Raw genomic sequence first — 19072 nt, 5'->3', positions numbered from 1 at the left:
GTAGGCCATGCAAAGGCGACTAACGAGGCTAATGCTGATAGAAAGCATTAATTGACTTGTTTATTGTGCTATCAAGCCTTATATCTATCAACAATAGACACAAACACAATATGTAAAAAAGAGAGAGACTATGTCGAACCCGTCCAACTTACTCGTTGCTGAAAACAGCGGTACGCCGCTTTATGTCATCAACAAAAGCGATTATGCCACATGGTGTGAGCAACAATCTGAGTTTGCCAAAAACTGGTTAGCAAACACCGCTTACAAGCAAGAGGGGGTTGCTATCATACCGGATCAACAGGGGCAAGTTTACTGCGCCCTGATGGTAGTTGAGTCGACTAACGCCTATTTTGCCTGCGGTGAACTGATCCGCCAGTTACCTAAGGCCCAATATCTGTTGCAAGCGGAGCAAGATGCATATGAGGCGGTTGCCTTTGGTTGGCTGATGGGTGCTTATCAATTTGATCGATACAAGCAACAGCAAACGCAATTGCCAACGCTAGCCATTAATGATCAAACGCTTGTCGCAGAGGCGATAAAACAGTATCAGGCGACGACACTGGTTCGCGATTTAGTAAATACACCCGCCGCCGACATGATGCCACAGCACTTATCTGCGGTGACCAAGCAAATGGCCGACGAATTTGGCGCCAGCTTTGATGAAATTGTCGGTGATCAGTTGCTCGAGCAAAACTACCCAACAATTCACGCTGTGGGACGAGCGAGTTGCCACGCGCCGCGTTTACTCGATTTACAATGGGGAGACGAGAACGCGCCTAAAATAACGCTTGTTGGTAAAGGTGTTTGTTTCGACAGCGGTGGTTTAGACGTGAAACCTGCGGCCGGTATGCGATTGATGAAAAAAGATATGGGTGGCTCAGCCCATGTGCTTGGCTTGGCGCGTTTAATCATGTCGTTTGGATTGAATGTGCGTTTGCGCGTGCTAATCCCTGCGGTTGAAAATGCGATTGCGGGTAATGCCTTACGTCCAGGTGATGTGGTCACCACTCGCAAAGGTTTAACCGTTGAAATTGATAACACCGATGCAGAAGGGCGCTTGGTGTTATGTGATGCGCTCGATGAAGCGATGAATGACAAACCTGAGATGATTATCGACTTTGCTACTTTAACAGGTGCGATGCGAGTTGCCTTAGGCACAGAATTACCGGGCTTCTTTGCCACCAATGACGCCACTGCACAAGCCATTACCGATGCGGGCTTGGGAATTGACGATCCGGTTTGGCGCATGCCGCTGTATCAACCGTACAAAGACATGCTAAAAAGCGATATTGCCGATATGACAAACTGCGCTACTGGACCGTTCGGCGGTGCCATTACCGCGGCACTTTATTTACAAGAGTTTGTTGAGAGCGGTACTGATTGGTGTCACTTTGATATCATGGCCTTTAATATCAGAGCACTGCCGGGACGCCCTAAAGGCGGAGAAGCGTTTGGCGTGCGCGCGGTATTTAAGCACTTGCAACAAAAATACGCGTAATTGATCGGTGTTTATGTCGAGCTAAGTGCTAAGGCGCTTAGCTCGGGCGTAGAATAGGCCCTCGGGTCACATGGTTCAGCGCCAACAATTGGGCGACTAGCCGATTGTTGGCGCTTTTTACTTGCTTGTCTTTTGTCAGTTTCACTAGCGCTTCTTTGTATCCATTTAAACGACCCTTTGATTTTCAGTTACATTTCATAAACAGTTTTTAAATCAATAAACTAGTATGACTTTTTGGCTCAGAAATTTGCACAAAAGTGAGCTCTAACATAGGCTGTATATAGGCACAATATGTGAATAGAGAGAAATAGCTATGGGTTCAAGTAAATTGGCAAGCTTAATTTTAATGGTTATTGGTGTTGCCCTTGTCGTCTGGGGTAATCAACAAGGCGCGGGAGCGGTAGAGCAAGTCACTGAGGCAGTAACCGGACAAAAAACCGATGAAGTGATGATGTTTTATATTGCTGGTGCAGTCAGTTTTGTTATCGGGTTACTGTTGTTTTTTAGAAAGTAAGCCAACTTATCAATCTCGTGATTAACTCAACGCCCCGTAAGGGGTAACTTAGTTCGAGCTTTTTTGGGGGCTCAGCCAATCACTCTCATTAACTGTGTGAGCACCCGACCGTAACCAATACTGTATTGTATAACGGCTAAATAAAAACGGCGTCCTCTTGTTGAGGTTCGCCGTTTTTTACTGCTGTTTGTCAACCTCAGTTGACTTGTCTTCAGATCAACGCGTATTGCATCAGTAGCGATGCAAGGTGGTTAAAATGAATACGTTGCTTGTGCATAAACAAATCGACCTTGGCCACTGTGTACATTAACAACAAAGCCCATAAAGTCGTGATAGGCAAACGGCGGTTCTTCATTGAACAGGTTTGTCGCACCAAGTGTTAATGTTACATCATCAAAGCCAAAGTAGTTGACCGTAGCATCAACCGTAGTCATCGAATCAACTTTTTTGTCTATCGACAACGACGACTCTTGTTCAAACTCGTCGATGTAGTTAATTGCCAACGTCGATGTTACATCATTTAAAATCCAATCAAGTGATGTGGTCCAACGCACCTCTGGTTGTTCAAAACCACCTTCCATGGTGCCTTTGTAATCTTCAAAGTTAAGCACGTAATTCATCACGTAACCAAATCGAAACTGACCAAGAGTCTCTGTTTCAAGGTTGTAGCGGATGTCAACATCAAGGCCAGAGGTCTCAAGGTCACCGATATTTTGGTAACCGTCATTGACTTGAATGACTTCTCCTGGGTCTCCTTCAATACTGGTTGGTCGACGTTCTACGATCGTTCCGTCTAAGCCAAAATTATCCATCACAAATTGTGTATCTGCGCCAATGATATCTTCGATATCGTAGTTGTAATAGTCGACTGAGAAGTTGAGGTTGTCGGTCACATTGTAAATAATGCCGACGTTATAACTGGTTGACTCTTCTGGGCCCAAGTCGGGATTACCCTCAAAGATTGCCGTGTACTCTTGCGGCTCACAAGCTCGGTCTTGGTTGCCAATTGCTTCACATCGCAATGTGTCCACCAAGTTCGGTGACTCATCAGTTCTGCCTAAACCAAGTTGATGTAAAGAGGGCGCTCGAAAGGCGGTGCCATAAGAACCTCGAATACTCAAGTCATCTGTCGGTGTCCACAAGAAGGAGACTTTGGGATCAGTTGTGGTACCAAAATCGCTATAGTCTTCATGGCGCATTGCGACTTGCACCTCAAAACTATCAGCCAGCGGAATAGCAAGTTCGGCAAAAATAGCCGTATTATCACGAGAGCCGTTGGCTTGGGTGGCTTCGGTACCAAACACATTACCGCGTAAGAACTGATCATCTGGGTTATCAGAGATTTTCTCTTCGCGATATTCAGCGCCAATAGCAAGGATCAAATCACCGGCGGGCATGGTAAACAAAGGACCTGAGAAGGTAACATCAACCGCTTTGGTGGTTGACTTACCTATCCTGGTTGTTGTGGTTTCAATAAAATCTAACGCCTCTTGAGAATTTGCGGAAGGCTCGAAAGGATTCCATAAGCCACTGTCAATGGCTTGTTGTATGCGCAAAGAGTTGGGGAAACCGTCAACGCCGCGCTCTGTTGATTCGCTCTTGATGTAACTGTACGCAGCTTCCCAAAACCAATCACCAATGTCACCTTCTAATCCGGCTATGAATCGGTAGTAATCCGAGTTAACTCGTTTTTCTCGATTACCTATGTCAACTGTGCGACGTCGCATGGTCAAGTCTTGACCAAAGAATTCGTGATCGGGTTGATCGGCAAAGGGATGGTTTGGATTATCACCCGCCATGAATAATTCGTTAAAACTTGGGCTACCAGCTCCACGGACAGTTGATTTTGAATTTTGACCATTGAGCTCGACGAAGGCCGTGACCGCATCGCTGACCTCATATTTACCGAGGTAATTAAAGCTAAAGCGCTCAACTTCGGGGAACATGGTCATATAAGGAGCATAATCATACCGGCACAGATTATTGGCAAAGTCGCGATCTGCTTCTGGACAGGTATCGTTGCCATACAAATCAATCAGTCGATTTGACGGGTCACTGGCTAATGCAATGGTCCCTGGAATACCTGACGATGAGCGAAAGTCGGTGGCAAGCGGGTCACCCGTGCGAAGAGCCTGATTAGCAGTCTTTGAGTAGTCTCTGTCGGCATAGAGTATTTCTTCTCGATCAAAGTAATCGAGAATAAAGGTATGACTTGAGTTGTCTGTTTGATGACCAAATACCAAACTTACGTTCTGCTCTTGACCACCGCCATCGGCAGTGTCGCCGATTTTTGCTGAAATTTCTGCCCCCTCAATGTCATCTCTGAGAATAATATTAATAACACCGGCAACAGCATCCGAGCCATAAATGGCAGAAGCACCATCTTTTAATATATCAATGCGCTTAATCGCCGACACTGGAATATTGTTAATATCGACAAACGCCGTATCAATACTCTTTGCAAAAGCACTGACGGACACGCGACGACCATTTACCAAGATCAACGTCGAATCTGCACCTAAACCGCGCAAAGACACCGATGAGCCCCCATTTGCGGTATCGTCTGAACTGTTGGCTTGGGTTGAAAACGTGCCTTGACCTGAAATGGGAAGTTTAGCGAACACACCGATAAGATCGGTCGCACCTGAACGCGCGATATCATCAGCATTTAAACTGGTGACAGGCGATGGGCCTTCCATATTTGTCCGTTTGATGTGTGAACCGGTAATTTCAATGGTTTCGATGTCTTCAGTTATAGCTTCTTCAGCCCATGCACTGGCACTCAATGAGGCTATCACGGCAGCAGATAATGCTGAAATCTGCGATTTTTTTATTGATGTAGTCATTTTAAAGTCCTTATTTCCGTTGGATGTTTTCTTTAGAAATATGAATACTGATCTACTTACATATCACAAAGAGATTCGATGATGATTGCTTTGTTCAACGATCTTAGGCGCGTAACACTGTGTGTTCGCAATGTGAGTCACTGACTCGACAAGTGCTGATATCGCCAGTCGCTTTGCTATTGGTATAATCATTAGCAATACAAAATCACCTACCATCATTGTTTAAAAAAACGTCTGCGTCTAGTTTTTGAGCACGTAAAGCTGATTAAAAATGTTACGAAAAATTAATGATTTATATTATTTACCGAGAATAATGAAAAAATTTACCCATGCTGGGATGCAATCATTCAGGGGTTTTTGTTACTATGCAACCAACCATTATTTGTAAATATGCTTACTATGAAACTCAGTCCACTAGTGCAGGATTTAATCGATAGCCTAAAATGTTTGCCGGGTGTAGGGCCTAAATCGGCACAGCGCATGGCGTTTCACTTACTCGAGCGCAACCGTATCGGTGGAGCCAAACTGGCAACAGCATTGGCTATGGCGATGGAAGATGTTGATCACTGTAAAGGCTGTCGCACTTTTACTGAACAAGAGTATTGCCATATTTGCCAAGCGCCATCGCGAGCGGAAAAACGGCAAATGTGTGTGGTAGAATCGCCATCCGATATTATTGCAATTGAACAAACGGGTGAGTTTACAGGTCGCTATTTCGTACTTATGGGTCATTTGTCCCCGATTGATGGGGTAGGTCCTGAGCAATTAGGTCTCGACATTCTCGAACAACACCTTAAAAGCGGGCAGTTTGACGAGTTAATTTTGGCAACTAACCCAACCGTTGAAGGTGAAGCAACCGCTCACTTTATCGCTGATATGGCTAAGTCTTATCACATTGCAACCTCGCGTATCGCTCATGGCGTACCTGTTGGCGGTGAACTTGAGTACGTTGACGGCAATACTTTGTCGCATGCCTTTAGTGGCCGTAAACAAATTTAATTTCTGCTGGCCAATTTGTTGACACAGATAGATTGGCCAATTTTGTTTTTTTGCAAAAAAAATTGCCTTTTCCCCTTTAAATCGTATTTTTCTATCCCCACTTAGTTTTCATCTGCAGCCGCACCGTTTGTTGTCAAACGCGTCACAGCGGTATTTCGTAATTTGTATTTTTAGGAGATATTTTTTATGTCTGAGCAAGGTCATAAAGAAGTTCATGGTTTTCAGACAGAAGTAAAGCAACTTCTGCAACTTATGATCCATTCACTGTATTCTAATAAAGAAATTTTCCTGCGTGAGTTGGTATCAAACTCGGCCGATGCAGCCGACAAATTGCGTTTTAAAGCATTAGAAAACGCTGAGTTATTTGAAGGCGACGGCACGTTGCGAGTGCGCGTGTCAGCGGACAAAGATGCAAATACGATCACCATTTCAGATAACGGTATTGGTATGACTCGCGATGAGGTGATCACCAACTTAGGTACCATTGCGAAATCGGGTACAGCCGACTTTTTTGCTCGCCTATCTGGCGACCAAGCGTCAGACTCACAATTGATTGGTCAATTTGGTGTGGGTTTTTACTCGGCGTTTATCGTTGCCGATAAAGTCATTGTGCGCAGCCGCGCAGCAGGCGCCGATGCATCAGAAGGTGTTGAGTGGACATCAAAGGGCGAGGGTGATTTCTCGGTAGAAAGCATTGAAAAAACCAGTCGCGGTACCGACATTATCTTGTTCTTAAAAGAAGATGAAAAAGAATTCTTAGACGATTGGCGCTTAAAGTCTATTGTCACCAAATATTCAGACCATATTTCTATCCCTGTTGAAATGCTTACCCCTGAAGTGCAAGCTCAAGACGAGGAAAAAGACGAAGAGGGCAATGTCATTCGCCCAGCAATCGAAGCAAAGCCTGCAGAGTGGGAAAGTGTCAACAAAGCGGAAGCGCTGTGGACTCGTGAAAAGTCAGATGTTTCTGACGAGGAATACAAAGAGTTTTACAAGCACGTATCACACGACTTTGCCGAGCCATTATTATGGGCCCATAACAAAGTAGAAGGTACTAGCGAGTACACTTCACTGCTGTACATTCCAAGTAAAGCGCCGTTTGACTTGTACAACCGCGAGCGTCAACACGGTTTGAAACTGTACGTACAACGCGTGTTTATTATGGATGACGCTGAACAGTTCATGCCAACCTACCTGCGTTTTGTTAAAGGCTTACTTGATTCTAACGATCTGCCGTTGAACGTTTCGCGTGAAATCTTACAAGACAACAAAGTCACGCAAGCAATGCGCAAAGGTTGTACTAAGCGCGTTCTTAGTATGCTTGACAAGTTGGGTAAGAAAGACGCTGAAAAATATCAATCATTCTGGAATGAGTTCGGCCAGGTATTAAAAGAAGGCCCGGCTGAAGATATGGCTAACAAAGAAGCGATAGCCAAATTACTGCGTTTTAGCTCAACTCACACGGATTCAAGCGAGCAGAATGTATCGTTAACTGACTACATTGAACGCATGAAAGAAGGTCAAGACAAGATTTACTACGTGGTTGCAGATAGCTTTGAAGCGGCGAAAAACAGCCCGCACTTAGAAGTATTCCGCAAAAAAGGTATCGAAGTCTTGTTGATGAGCGATCGCATTGATGAGTGGTTAATGAGTCACTTGACTGATTTTGATTCTAAGCAGTTTTCATCTGTTACCCGTGGCGATCTCGACCTGGGTGAACTCGATGATGAAGAAACTAAACAAGCGCAAGAAAAGCTTGAAAAGGAATTTGATTCCGTCGTTAGCCGAATCAAAGAAAGCTTAGGTGATAAAGTGAAAGACGTGCGTTTGACTCATCGCTTGACGGACTCTCCAGCGTGTATCGTAACGGATGAGCACGACATGAGTAGCCAAATGATCAAGCTGATGCAATCGGTTGGCCAAGAAGTACCAGAAAGCAAGCCTATTTTTGAAATCAACGCCGAGCATGAGTTAGTTAAGCACATGGCTGACGAGAGCGATACAGACAAGTTTGGTCAATGGACCGAGGTATTGTTTGAACAGGCGATGCTTGCTGAACGCGGTAGCTTAAAAGACCCTGCATCATTTGTAACTAAGTTAAACAAACTGATGCTAAGCCTAACTAAGTAATCTGGTTAACGAGTTTGATAGGTTAAACTCGTTAGTTAAGCCACAGCACATCAAATATCGATAAAGGCGTTTATGAGAATATCCTCATAAACGCCTTTTTTTATTGCCATAACAATCGCAACCCTTGCATTACTCGATGGTGATGCGCTGTTTGTTCACCCGTTTACGGCTTGATAAAACGATTAATGTTAACCAACCAATGACAACAGCAAGTAGCACAGATGCAAAGCGCTCAATGTTATCGGCGATTGCACTGATGCTGGTTGCCGTCACCGGATAAAAAATAAGGACCACAAAACTGGTGTACATCAGTTGAATTGAGTTAAAACTTGCGTGTTTTTTCTGCGCCTGAATGCCCATTAACATGGCGCTGACTAGGGTAATGCCAAGTGTGCCAATGAGGTTCATTTGCAAAATACAGGCGATGAGTGTTGGTATGGCGTATAGCACGCTGGCAAATGTTGCCAGATAGCGCCTGGCGCCGTAGTCATTTCCCACAATGGGATCGATATCTTTTATGATCAAACCCACCACGACTGTGATAATAGTGGTTTGTTCTAATTCAAAATTCATACACACTACGAGCACCATTAACAACACCAGTGCTTTGACAAAGATTTGCCAATCAAGCAGGTATTGCGTATTTGATGAGGGCATGACTTTTTGTGGCGCCAAAGGCGTACCACTAGGAAACAGCCCGTAGGCAAGGTAGGCCACCATGCCACCGACCCAAATATTACTCCATAAAGCGGATGGAATATCACTAACACTCATCCCTTGTTGGCGAGAGAAGGTGGCAATCATCGCCGTTGACACAATAAGCAAAATAGCAAACACATCTTGTGGGTTCTTCTTGGTGCGTTCCATGCACCAGTAAAATACGGCAAACAGGGTGAGGTAATACAGGTGCGGGTAATCAGCAAATATATTATCAATGAGCACTTGCAGCCATGCTGTAACGGATAACACGCTGGCCATTAAAACCACCATAATAAACGGTGGTGGTTGATGTGTTGTGGTGAGAAATACCGCACACATGGCCGGCGCGAGCAGAGGTAAGTCGGTACCAAATACCTGTTGCCAAAACAGCAGCAATACCGGAAAGAGTGCGACTCTAAGCAACGGGTTGGCTGCACTATGAAACATAGCTGATATAACTCCACGCCCAAATCCAAAGATCTTGCAGCGTTTCAGCGACAGAACTTTCATTAGGATAAAAAGCCACGGTTGCTCTGCCGCCATATCGCAAGGTTACGTGCTCAGGCAATTCAATCAACTCAATGTTAACGGGAAACCGCTGTGCCTTAGGACCTGTGGTAGGAGAATTTATCAGGCCATTACCGGCATCAACAGCAAAGTTGCCATTGCCACTGCTGCCCCAACCAATAGACGATACTTTACCGGTAAATATTTCACCAGGGTAAGACTCTAAAACAATTTTAACTTTGTCACCTTGATTTAAATGGCCAATAGAGTTCTCTCGTACCATTGCAGTTAACCACAAATAGCGGATATTGATTAAGGTCATTATCGGTTGCCCCGCGGCGGCGAAATCACCCACCGCAACATCCATATTGGTAATTACCCCGTTAGTTGGCGCAATTAGCTTCGTATTACTTAGATTGAGAATGGCTTGATCGAGTTTGGTCAGACCAACTTGTATTGCCGGATTTTCTCTACCTCTTGGTCCTGATTGTTGCTTGGCTTTTTCCAGTGCCGATTTGGCTTGTTCAAGGTTAGCTTGTGCGGTTTCTAATTCGGTTATGGCGTTATCCATGGTTGCCTGACTGATAATACCTTTGGCGACTAACTGTCGATTGCGATCGACATTCTTTTTAGCATTGTTGACTTTAACGCGTGCGGCTACTTCATTGGCTTTGGCTACATCGATAGATGCGGTATCGGCCATAAATGATTGCCCAGCTTTTTGTAGTTCAAATCGAGCCGCTTTTACCGCCAATTCAAACGGTGCGGGATTAATGGAAATCAAGCTATCGCCAACATTGACGATGCTGTTATCTTGCACATGGATTTCTGATATTGGGCCAGAAACTTCCGGGCTGATGCGAATGACTTGGCCATTCACTCTAACCTGATCGGTCATTGGTGCCACTCTATCAGCCCACAATGTATAACCCCATAAAAGTATGATAACGAGCGCTAAAATTAGCGTAAACGAGCGCGCTTGCTGTATATGGTTGTTATTCTGCGATGATTGCTCGGTATCGGTTTTTGTCTCTGACATGCTTAGGTTCCCAATGATAAAAACGCATATTTAAGTGCTTATTTAATCTTATTGATAGGTGTGAATTACTCGCCTTAAAAGTCAAAGTATAGACGCTCGTTTCGATCGCAGAGACTTATCAGCTCGGTACAGAGCAACATTGATTTATCGCAGAAATGGCATATAAATTAGCTATTACTCTTAGGCAAAGGTCACGTGATGCAAAAAAAGGATACGGTTAGTTCATTTATTTTAGGCTCTGGTATCTTGCTCGGTTTAGCACTGCTCGGTTATTTGTTAGCTAACGCGGCAATCAAGGTGAAACAGTATGAGCGCAGTGTGGTGGTAAAAGGGCTCGCAGAGCGTGAACAACAAGCGAATGTGGTTATTTGGCCTATTCAATTTTCACAAGCAGCCAATGATGTGCAAGCGCTTTATCAGGTTATTGAGGAAAATACAGATAAGATTAAGGCGTTTTTATTGATGAATGGCATACAAAGCAGTGAAATGTCAGTGGCAGTACCAGAAATCACCGATAAACTTGCGCAGCAATATGGCAACCCTGGTAAAACTCAATTTCGCTATACAGGGATGCAAACGGTTACTGTATATTCAGATAAAATAGACACCGTCCGTTCGGTAGTGAGTAAAGTGTCATCTTTGGGCAAGCAAGGAATTGTATTAAGCGGTGCCAATTATCAAGCTCAGATTGAATATATTTTTACCGATTTAAATGAGATAAAACCAAGTATGATTGAAGAAGCAACTCGCAATGCCCGCGAGGTCGCACAAAAATTTGCCAGTGATTCCAATAGCCAGTTAGGTAAAATTAAACGCGCTTCTCAAGGACAATTTACTATTAGTAATCGTGATAAAAATAATCCGCATATAAAGAAAATCCGTGTAGTTTCTACCATAGAGTATTATTTGTCTGATTGATGCTCGCAGAAAGGATGTTGATTTTGTGACCTTTTTACCGTTTGGGACTATGCGTTATATTCCTTTTCGTTACCTCCGTCATGTGCGATTATTGGCGCTTAAAGTCTAATGCCACTAAATATTGAGACCACATTTCTCTCCCTGTTGAAATGCTTACTCCTAAAGTGCAAGCTCAAAACGATGGATAAGACGAAGAGGGCAATGTCTCATCCTGCCATCGAACCAAAATCTGCCGAATAGGAACGAGTCTTGCTCTTATGAAAAACGGCATATCCGTCAGAACCCTTTTAGAGGTCCCTTTTTTGTTTACTCTGACCCGTCCTAATATGAGTGAGTATCCGAGGCTCTTGTTTAGCTCATAACTATAAAGAGGTGCTGATTTGTTTTTGTGGGGGGATGAATAGTAAATAAAAATGTCATTATCAGAAAGATAAATTATCAATGAGCGATGGATGGCAGATCACTTCTTAACATCGGTAATTTAAATTTTTCTTTATGTTTCAAACCGATAAACTATAAGTTTGGCAATTCAACAATACATGTGATAGGTTAATCCTAACTAATAAAAACAACAGAACAAGGATGTAACCATGGTTAATTCCAAGATTATCATTTGTAGTGGCGCACTATCTCTAATTTTGTTGGGAGGTTGTACTTCTTCGACAAACCAACAATTAAACAACCCCATTGTAGCCCAAAAAAACGACGTCAAACCAGAATCTCTCAATACTGTTGACGGTTTAAAGCGACTAGTTGCTATCGGTCGATTCTCTGATGAAACGAAACGCGGAAATAGTATCTTTGTGGATAATAATAATAATCGCTTAGGTAAACAGGCTAGTGACATTCTTAGTGCACGTCTAACTTCAACCGGTAAATTTATTATGTTAGAAAGGCCTGACATCCAGTTGCTTGCATCAGAGTCGAAGACTTTTGATAGTACTAAGGTCGGTTCTGACTATCTAATTATCGGTTCAGTTTCTGAATTTGGTCGTAGAACAGAAAGTGAAGTAGGCGTGTTTTCTCGTAATAAAATCCAGGTTGCTAATGCCACGGTCAACGTTCGACTTGTTGATGTTAGGACAGGTCAAATTATCTACTCTGAAGAGGCAAGTGGAGAAGCAAGGACTGAGGCTAATAGAGTTTTAGGTGTTGGTCAAACAGCTGCTTATGACACATCTCTAGATGATAAAGCTGTATCAGCAGCGATTAGCAAGCTAGTTGCAAACATTATGAATAATTTGATGGACAATCCCTGGCAGGCTTACTTAATCAAAGGTGAAGAAGATTCAATTTTTATGACTGGTGGCTCTAATCAAGGTGTCAAAGTAGGAGATGAATTCGCTGTTATTGCTCCAGGTAAAAAAGTAAAAAATCCTCAAACCGGTTTTATGATTTCAATGCCGGGTAAGTCAGTTGGAAAAGTAAAAGTTGAGTCATTTATAGGTTCAGGAAATGACGAGTTAAGCGTCGTCAGCGTTACTGGCACGAATTTAGATTTAAACCAAATTTCAAATTATGTAGTTAGAGAAATTAAAAGGAGTTAATTAGAAATGAAACAAATAGCTTTATTACTCAGTACACTAATTCTGGCACTTAATGTTACTGGTTGTGCTAAGAATTATCAGAGTGTGAGCCAAGTAGAAGACTCTGGTTTTCTAGTTCTTAAAGGCAATTATGTTGGAACTGAAATAATCATTGGAGATCAAGTTATTGTAATCGACGAGGATACAAAATTTTATAAAGTCGATGGCGAAAGAGTTGCAAAGTTTCCCCTAGCTGTTGGTTCTCATAACATAGAGGTTCGCAGAGATGGTAATGTTATCTTGGCTAGAAAACTATTTTTAACAAATGAGCAAAGTGCAGAGGTGCTAATACCATGATAATCAATAAGCAATGTATGATTTTAACTGTGGCTATATTAATGTCAGGCTGTGCCTCGAACACGATGTATAACTGGGAAAACTATTCAAGTACATTATATGACCTAAACAGTGATTACTCGACAGAGGCCGAGCAGAAACATTACCTCGAATTGAATAAAATAGTTTCTAAAGCCACTACTAAAAAGAAAGTTCCCCCTGGAATTTATTTTGAGTTGGGAATGTATGAAGCAAAACTGGGTAACGAAGAGAAAGCCAAAGAGTACTTCCAAATGGAGCTAGAGGCATATCCGGAGTCTTTAGTGTTTGTTCAACGTGCATTAGGAGGAGAGCAAAGTGAATAAGTTATTTGCAGTTCTATTGTTATCATTAGTTGTTTCAGGGTGTGGAACTACACTGACAAAACAAGAAGCATTTCCGAAAATGTATAATGAAAAGCCACATAGTATTGTTGTGGTACCTGCCGTTAATAATACAACAGCATCTGACGCAGCAAACCTTTTTTCAACTACGATTGCTCAACCGTTAGCAGAGGCTGGATATTATGTAGTTCCTGTTCCTTTTGTTTCTCAAATGTTAGCAAGAGAGGGGGTCAGCGACGGTGCACAGATCCGGAATATTCCTGCTAGTAAGTTTAAGGCTCTTTTTGGCGCTGACTCGGTTTTATTTGTTAACATTAATCAATGGGATACGAACTACTATGTGTTAGCAGCAAATGTTACCGTAGGCTTGGACTTCGAACTTCTCTCTACCACTACAAACGAAGTGTTATGGCAATACGACAATGTGATAGTGCAAGATACCAGTGGCGGTAATTCAGGAAACCCACTAATAGATGCTCTAGTTACAGCAGTTAACACTGCCGCAACTGACTATGTACCGATTGCACGAATGGTAAATTCTCGAATTATTAATACAATACCTGTAGGTAAATACCATAAAAGACATGGCGCTGATGGTAATGACTCGGGCATTGTCAAAGCTAAAGTTCAGTAAATTTAATGAAGGTTTGAGCTCTAAACAGCTCAAGCCTGATTCGTATAGTCAGTTGGAGCTAGATTAATAACCAATCTGACTGGGTCTGAGCGAGTACAAATTAGGTTTAATGCGATGATTTGTATTAGTTCAGACTAGACTTGTTTTATCATGTCCGTCACACTCTTTAGCATTGATGACTACTCAATGCTTCTCTACTTCGGTTCAATCGTGTTTTTTGTCATTCATTTTCGGCTAAACACTTGTTTGCAATCTGCTCAGCAAGTATGATTATGCACTTATAAATATAAATTTATCCCTGTTGGGATTCACGACATTCTAAGGTCTGTTTATGCGCATTATTTTATTAGGTGCACCGGGTGCGGGTAAGGGCACTCAAGCTCAATTTTTGATGAACAAATATGGTATTCCTCAAATTTCGACTGGTGATATGCTGCGAGCAGCGATCAAAGCCGGTACGGAACTTGGCGTGCAAGCCAAGCAAGTGATGGATGCAGGTCAATTGGTTTCTGATGAATTGATCATCGGTCTGGTTAAAGAGCGCATCGCGCAAGACGATTGTAAAGCGGGTTTCCTTTTAGATGGTTTTCCTCGCACTATTCCGCAAGCTGATGCAATGAAAGACGCTGGCATCAACGTTGACTCCGTGATTGAATTTGACGTTGCTGACCAAGTGATTGTTGAACGCATGGGCGGCCGTCGTGTGCACCCTGGTTCAGGTCGTGTTTATCACATTGTTTACAATCCGCCAAAAGTGGAAGGCAAAGATGATGAAACAGGCGAAGAGCTTGTCATTCGTCCAGATGATGAAGAAGCAACGGTGCGCAAGCGTTTGGCAATTTATCACGAGCAAACTAAGCCGTTGGTCGATTACTACAAAGCAGAAGCCGATTCAGGTAATTGTAAATACATTACTATTGATGGTACTCAACCGGTTGATAAAGTAAGTGCAGAGCTTGCTGAACAACTAGCGTAGAGAAAACCGGATAGACATATCGCTTTGCTAACGCACGTTATTTGTCTTTAATGGCAAAATAACGTTAGCGAGCGTCGGTTAAACGTCATGTCTATGCTTATTTCAAGGATAGGTTGGTAAGTACATTTTACCGAGCTGATATTTAAACGCATACACCGTCTATCACAGTGTATGCGTTTTTTATTGGTTAGACGTTATCAAACAGCTATGCCAATTTATCAACAATTTCGATCCCACTTCACTGTCCCAGTCGCATTATTGAACACAGATAAACTCGCCCCAGTGACGTCGTTGATATTAGCCACGTCGTTTATATTTATCCCTTGCGTACTATCTCATCGTCAACTCATTTTGCTTATGCGTAGCCTAATACTAGCACTCATTAACAATCTGTTTACAATCGATGCTATCTAACTTACTATCATTATTCAACTGTATTTCAGTCACTTATATTTAGGTTAATAGATGTTGGTGGCCGTTAAAGCATGGAGTGCGTTTGTGAAACTACGACAAATTATCTTTCTCGCCAGTGTTTTATTGTTAACTTCTTGTGCCACCAAAGTAAGCAGTTTTAAAGAGGATCAAGATAGACATCTAGAGCACAAAGAAGGGTATTTACTATTCGCTGTGGATACCACCTATAGCCTTAATGAATTGCATCTCACCGGTACAAAATATATTAAATTAACCGCAGACGATCTCAGAGCCGGCAGTAATTACATATTAGTGTCATTACCTGAAGGCCAGTATTCAATTGATAAAATAAAATTTAATCGCTATCTACAGATTAAGGACTTCGAAGATGGCTTGTGGGATTTTACAGTCAATGAAGGCATGATCACCTATGTTGGACATTTGCAAATATACACTCCGAGTTTTTGGTCAAGTTATTCAAATGTAAAACTTCTGAATAAGTCATCTATAGCGCTAGAATATATGCAAACTAATTTTTCAAACATTTTAGATCAACGAAAAATTACTTATGCAGGACCCGGAGAAGATTCTTTTTTTGATGTTGTCAGCAATATCCCAACTGCTCAAGGAGGCGCAAAATGAAAGCATTAATTACTCTGTGTATAGCACTTTTTATCTGCTTCAACGCGAAAGCTTCTCAGCCAATAGCGCCTGAACTTTTGTTTACGCCACCTGCTGTTTATTCAATGAAAATAAACCCCAATGGTCGCTATTTAGTGTCGTTTGAGCACCAAGATACACAAAACGTCTTTACAATTATTGATTCAGTCACCCTTGAAGAACACGTTGCATTAAGTATTGCCCATAAAGAAAAGCTCAAAGTTGAAGAGTACCAGTGGATAGATAACAAAACGCTGTATGTTGAGTTGGATAAGCAAAGCGGTTTTTTGCATATCGACGATACACAAGAAGAGATAGATGTATCATGGCAAAAATTTAAACTGGAGGGGCATTTAGTCGCGGCTTTGCCAAGTGAAGAAAACACCGTTATTTTCGCTCACCGCGAAAATAAAAATAATTTAAAGCTATACAAGGCGACCACTGAACAACTCGAGCAACAAGACCTTAGCCAAGCAATCGAGCTTAAGAAAGAGTTAAAAAACGCGCTTGCTTACTTTTATGACGAGAGTAATAGCGTGTTGTTAACGGTGAGATTAGACGATGAAAAACTAGAATTTTGGTTTTTGAAGTCCGATCAGAAAATATGGAAACGTTTTTATACTATCGATAAAGACAACGACTTCATTCCCGTAGGCTTGCTCGATGAAAATACCATGGCCGTGTTGACCAGTAAGGATCTGGATACGCGTTCATTAGTTAAATTTGATATCAATTCGGAAACCTTTGGCGAAGTGATATACCAACATCCAACCTATGATTTGTACGATGCGGTGTTAAACCCAATTGGCAGTGGCGTAAAGTATGTAAGGTATATTGATCACGGAGTACCAAAAGTCCAATATTTTTCTGCTGATGAAGACGCCTTAACTAAAAATTTAATGGCCCGAGTTAATAACGAGAATATCGTAACCGTTGACGCTAGCGTTGATAACCGTAAAAAATTAATGGCCAGCTTTTCGGCTAAAAATCCAGGCAAGTATTATTACTATGACAAGGCCACCGATGAGCTCAAGTTGATTAAGTCTGTGCACCCTCAACTCGATAATATCACCTTGAGCGATATAGAGCCGTTTAGCGTTAAGGTAAATGAACATACGGTTATTGAAGGTATGTTAAGTCGGCCTGTCGGATACAACAATAATACACTCTTGGTGTATCCGCACGGTGGTCCTGTCGGGATTCGAGATAACGCCACGTATAATGGTGAAATTCAGTACTTCACCAGTCGCGGCTATTCGGTACTCAACGTAAATTTTCGCGGCTCTAGTGGGTACGGAAAAAGTTTTCTCGACAAAGGTCGGGCTCAATTTGGCAAATTAATAGAGCAAGATATTACCGCTGTGGTTAACGCAGTGCAGCAAAAATACAACTATCAGAATATGTGTTCTATGGGCACAGGTTATGGTGGTTATTCCGCTGTCATGCTCGCGATATATCATCCAGAGCAATATCAGTGCGTTGTCTCAATGTATGGGATATACGACTTACCTTTGCTGTTTAACGCATCCAATTATAAAACTTTAGAGGATCATCGCGATTATATCGCTCAAGTGGTAGGGGAGTTCGATGAGTCGCTCAAAACAGTGTCGCCATTTTACTTCGCTCAAAAGCTTAATGCGCCAACCTTGCTCATTGCCGGTAAAAAAGATGAAGTGGCCGACTTTGAGCAGGCTAACCGCATGAAGTTTCGCTTAAACCAGTTGCAGAAAAATGTTGATTACTTGTTTTTTGACAATGTCGGTCACGGCCAACACAATTGGTATGGCGACAGACTACAGTTCTCATATGTAGACCATTTTATTCGCACTCAACTCAACCTCGAGCCTGAAATAACAGAGCACTACAGCAAAATCTTAGCAAAAGAATACGTACGGATAGCCGATGCGTATACTTTTAGTGATAACGTAGATAACGACGATAAAAAAGCGTACGAATTTTATCAACTGGCCTCACAGTACGGTGAAAGTAGAGCTACGTTTAACGTAGGAAGTTTTTATCATCAAGGTAAATACGTCGAACAAAATATCAATAGCGCGATTGAATGGTATAAGAAATCGTCGGATGCTGGCTACGATGACGCATCATTTCGCTTAGGAGACTTATATTATTCGGGTAAGGAAACGGAGCAAGACTACGAAGCGTCATTCCATTACTTTAACAAAGCCCATGAACAACAACACGAAGACGCGGAGTTTAGTATCGCTCGCGCCCATTGCTTGGGCAGAGGCGTAGAAAAAAGCTTTGAAAACTGCTTAAATCGTCTGTTTTATGTCGACAATGATGATAAGACCGTTTCCTCATTAAGCGAAGACCAATACAAAACATGGCGTAATGTTGTCACCGATGTTATTTGGGAAAACACGTTTTCAGCTAGCGAAAAGCAACAATTCGAGCAAAACCTATTTGCCGATACCGGTATAAAAGTTAAGAACATAGACGTAGCGGATATCGATTATGGATTGTTTAAGCGAGACACTCGCTCTTGGCTGCGCTCTCGAAAAGTTCACGAAAAAACCACAACTAAAATAGCGCTTGAGAAGGGGCGTATATTTGGTGTTTACCTGTCTTTTAACAACAAAGATACTAACGTTGATGCAGAAAAAGTAAAAACATTGATCAAATTGCGTTGGCGTTTACCTGATGCAATTAAAAATAAAGAAACGCAGAAAACAAAAATTATTAATACCAGTAAGGAATATGGCTACTATTGGACGCTTGTAAACGATGAAGATTTGGTGCCAGGTGATTATACATTAGAGATATTCACGCTAGATGATAAGCCATTGTTGTCGAAAACGTTTACCGTAGCTGCCGAGGCAAAAACGTAACGTCTGCAGGGTAGGCAGGTGAACCCTTTGGGTCATTGTTTTCGCTTTGCTATCGGGTTTGATATCGAGTGGCGATACCTGTGTTTCAACAAATCTATGTCTGGACAATACTCACCTTGTAGAAGGTGAGTATGTGCCCGAACA

General features: G+C 42.3%; 15 protein-coding genes. 12 read left to right on the top strand and 3 right to left on the bottom strand.

The window, feature by feature from the left end; genetic code table 11:
- Positions 1-130 precede the first annotated feature (130 nt).
- Together ACAY30_RS08620 and ACAY30_RS08615 are read left to right on the top strand one after the other, a co-directional pair.
- Positions 131-1498: a M17 family metallopeptidase gene (locus ACAY30_RS08620; protein ID WP_290250183.1), complete on the top strand. Its 1368-nt coding sequence runs from the start codon at positions 131-133 to the stop codon at positions 1496-1498.
- 313 nt (positions 1499-1811) lie between these two features.
- Entirely contained in the window at positions 1812-2012 is a 201-nt protein-coding gene (locus ACAY30_RS08615; protein ID WP_290250182.1) for a DUF3185 family protein, read from the top strand.
- Positions 2013-2263: 251 nt separating this feature from the next.
- Here ACAY30_RS08615 and ACAY30_RS08610 read toward each other — a convergent pair whose 3' ends face one another.
- Positions 2264-4858, bottom strand: a complete 2595-nt coding sequence (locus tag ACAY30_RS08610; protein WP_290250181.1) for a TonB-dependent siderophore receptor — start codon at positions 4856-4858, stop codon at positions 2264-2266.
- Positions 4859-5257: 399 nt separating this feature from the next.
- On the opposite strand from ACAY30_RS08610, the gene recR reads away from it, so the two are divergent.
- Positions 5258-5857 carry a recombination mediator RecR gene (recR, locus tag ACAY30_RS08605; RefSeq protein ID WP_290250180.1) on the top strand — a complete coding sequence of 200 codons (600 nt, stop codon included), beginning with the start codon at positions 5258-5260 and terminating at the stop codon, positions 5855-5857.
- Between the two features lie 186 nt (positions 5858-6043).
- Positions 6044-7987, top strand: coding sequence for a molecular chaperone HtpG (gene htpG, locus ACAY30_RS08600; RefSeq protein ID WP_290250179.1), 1944 nt, complete (start codon positions 6044-6046; stop codon positions 7985-7987).
- Between the two features lie 129 nt (positions 7988-8116).
- Here htpG and ACAY30_RS08595 read toward each other — a convergent pair whose 3' ends face one another.
- Together ACAY30_RS08595 and ACAY30_RS08590 are read right to left on the bottom strand one after the other, a co-directional pair.
- The gene (locus ACAY30_RS08595; protein ID WP_290250178.1) at positions 8117-9133 is read right to left on the bottom strand and encodes a DUF2955 domain-containing protein; all 1017 of its coding nucleotides are present in this window, start codon (positions 9131-9133) and stop codon (positions 8117-8119) included.
- Positions 9123-10232, bottom strand: a complete 1110-nt coding sequence (locus ACAY30_RS08590; protein ID WP_290250177.1) for an HlyD family secretion protein — start codon at positions 10230-10232, stop codon at positions 9123-9125. Before ACAY30_RS08590 ends, ACAY30_RS08595 begins: the two co-directional genes overlap by 11 nt.
- A gap of 198 nt (positions 10233-10430) precedes the next feature.
- Between ACAY30_RS08590 and ACAY30_RS08585 the strand changes: the two genes are divergently transcribed.
- The 8 genes from ACAY30_RS08585 to ACAY30_RS08550 all read left to right on the top strand — a co-directional run bounded on the left by ACAY30_RS08585 (position 10431) and on the right by ACAY30_RS08550 (position 18928).
- Positions 10431-11150 (top strand): SIMPL domain-containing protein, encoded by a 720-nt coding sequence (locus ACAY30_RS08585; RefSeq protein WP_290250176.1) that lies wholly within the window; start codon positions 10431-10433, stop codon positions 11148-11150.
- Between the two features lie 590 nt (positions 11151-11740).
- Complete coding sequence (locus tag ACAY30_RS08580; RefSeq protein WP_290250175.1) at positions 11741-12697, top strand: CsgG/HfaB family protein; 957 nt, start codon at positions 11741-11743, stop codon at positions 12695-12697.
- Between the two features lie 6 nt (positions 12698-12703).
- On the top strand, positions 12704-13033 hold the full coding sequence (locus tag ACAY30_RS08575; RefSeq protein ID WP_290250174.1) for a hypothetical protein: 330 nt from the start codon (positions 12704-12706) through the stop codon (positions 13031-13033).
- Positions 13030-13377 (top strand): DUF4810 domain-containing protein, encoded by a 348-nt coding sequence (locus ACAY30_RS08570; protein ID WP_290250173.1) that lies wholly within the window; start codon positions 13030-13032, stop codon positions 13375-13377. Before ACAY30_RS08575 ends, ACAY30_RS08570 begins: the two co-directional genes overlap by 4 nt.
- Positions 13370-14029, top strand: coding sequence for a GNA1162 family protein (locus tag ACAY30_RS08565; protein ID WP_290250172.1), 660 nt, complete (start codon positions 13370-13372; stop codon positions 14027-14029). Before ACAY30_RS08570 ends, ACAY30_RS08565 begins: the two co-directional genes overlap by 8 nt.
- Before the next feature lie 331 nt (positions 14030-14360).
- Entirely contained in the window at positions 14361-15005 is a 645-nt protein-coding gene (gene adk, locus ACAY30_RS08560) for an adenylate kinase (protein ID WP_290250171.1), read from the top strand.
- Positions 15006-15503: 498 nt separating this feature from the next.
- The gene (locus tag ACAY30_RS08555; RefSeq protein ID WP_290250170.1) at positions 15504-16061 is read left to right on the top strand and encodes a hypothetical protein; all 558 of its coding nucleotides are present in this window, start codon (positions 15504-15506) and stop codon (positions 16059-16061) included.
- Positions 16058-18928, top strand: a complete 2871-nt coding sequence (locus ACAY30_RS08550; RefSeq protein WP_290250169.1) for a prolyl oligopeptidase family serine peptidase — start codon at positions 16058-16060, stop codon at positions 18926-18928. Before ACAY30_RS08555 ends, ACAY30_RS08550 begins: the two co-directional genes overlap by 4 nt.
- The last annotated feature ends 144 nt before the right edge of the window (positions 18929-19072 follow it).

The sequence above is a fragment of the Thalassotalea ponticola genome, assembly GCF_041379045.1.
Taxonomy (GTDB): domain Bacteria; phylum Pseudomonadota; class Gammaproteobacteria; order Enterobacterales; family Alteromonadaceae; genus Thalassotalea_A; species Thalassotalea_A ponticola.
Note: the sequence above shows the minus strand (reverse complement) of the source record. Positions and strands in the feature narration are given on the sequence as shown.

What these genes read in the sequence shown, in the direction of transcription:
- ACAY30_RS08590 (WP_290250177.1), bottom strand. Translation starts at nt 10,232, where the DNA reads ATGTCAGAGACAAAAACCGATACCGAGCAATCATCGCAGAATAACAAC.
- ACAY30_RS08610 (WP_290250181.1), bottom strand. Translation starts at nt 4,858, where the DNA reads ATGACTACATCAATAAAAAAATCGCAGATTTCAGCATTATCTGCTGCC.
- ACAY30_RS08615 (WP_290250182.1), top strand. Translation starts at nt 1,812, where the DNA reads ATGGGTTCAAGTAAATTGGCAAGCTTAATTTTAATGGTTATTGGTGTT.
- ACAY30_RS08575 (WP_290250174.1), top strand. Translation starts at nt 12,704, where the DNA reads ATGAAACAAATAGCTTTATTACTCAGTACACTAATTCTGGCACTTAAT.
- ACAY30_RS08580 (WP_290250175.1), top strand. Translation starts at nt 11,741, where the DNA reads ATGGTTAATTCCAAGATTATCATTTGTAGTGGCGCACTATCTCTAATT.
- ACAY30_RS08550 (WP_290250169.1), top strand. Translation starts at nt 16,058, where the DNA reads ATGAAAGCATTAATTACTCTGTGTATAGCACTTTTTATCTGCTTCAAC.
- adk (WP_290250171.1), top strand. Translation starts at nt 14,361, where the DNA reads ATGCGCATTATTTTATTAGGTGCACCGGGTGCGGGTAAGGGCACTCAA.
- ACAY30_RS08585 (WP_290250176.1), top strand. Translation starts at nt 10,431, where the DNA reads ATGCAAAAAAAGGATACGGTTAGTTCATTTATTTTAGGCTCTGGTATC.
- ACAY30_RS08570 (WP_290250173.1), top strand. Translation starts at nt 13,030, where the DNA reads ATGATAATCAATAAGCAATGTATGATTTTAACTGTGGCTATATTAATG.
- htpG (WP_290250179.1), top strand. Translation starts at nt 6,044, where the DNA reads ATGTCTGAGCAAGGTCATAAAGAAGTTCATGGTTTTCAGACAGAAGTA.
- ACAY30_RS08595 (WP_290250178.1), bottom strand. Translation starts at nt 9,133, where the DNA reads ATGTTTCATAGTGCAGCCAACCCGTTGCTTAGAGTCGCACTCTTTCCG.
- recR (WP_290250180.1), top strand. Translation starts at nt 5,258, where the DNA reads ATGAAACTCAGTCCACTAGTGCAGGATTTAATCGATAGCCTAAAATGT.
- ACAY30_RS08620 (WP_290250183.1), top strand. Translation starts at nt 131, where the DNA reads ATGTCGAACCCGTCCAACTTACTCGTTGCTGAAAACAGCGGTACGCCG.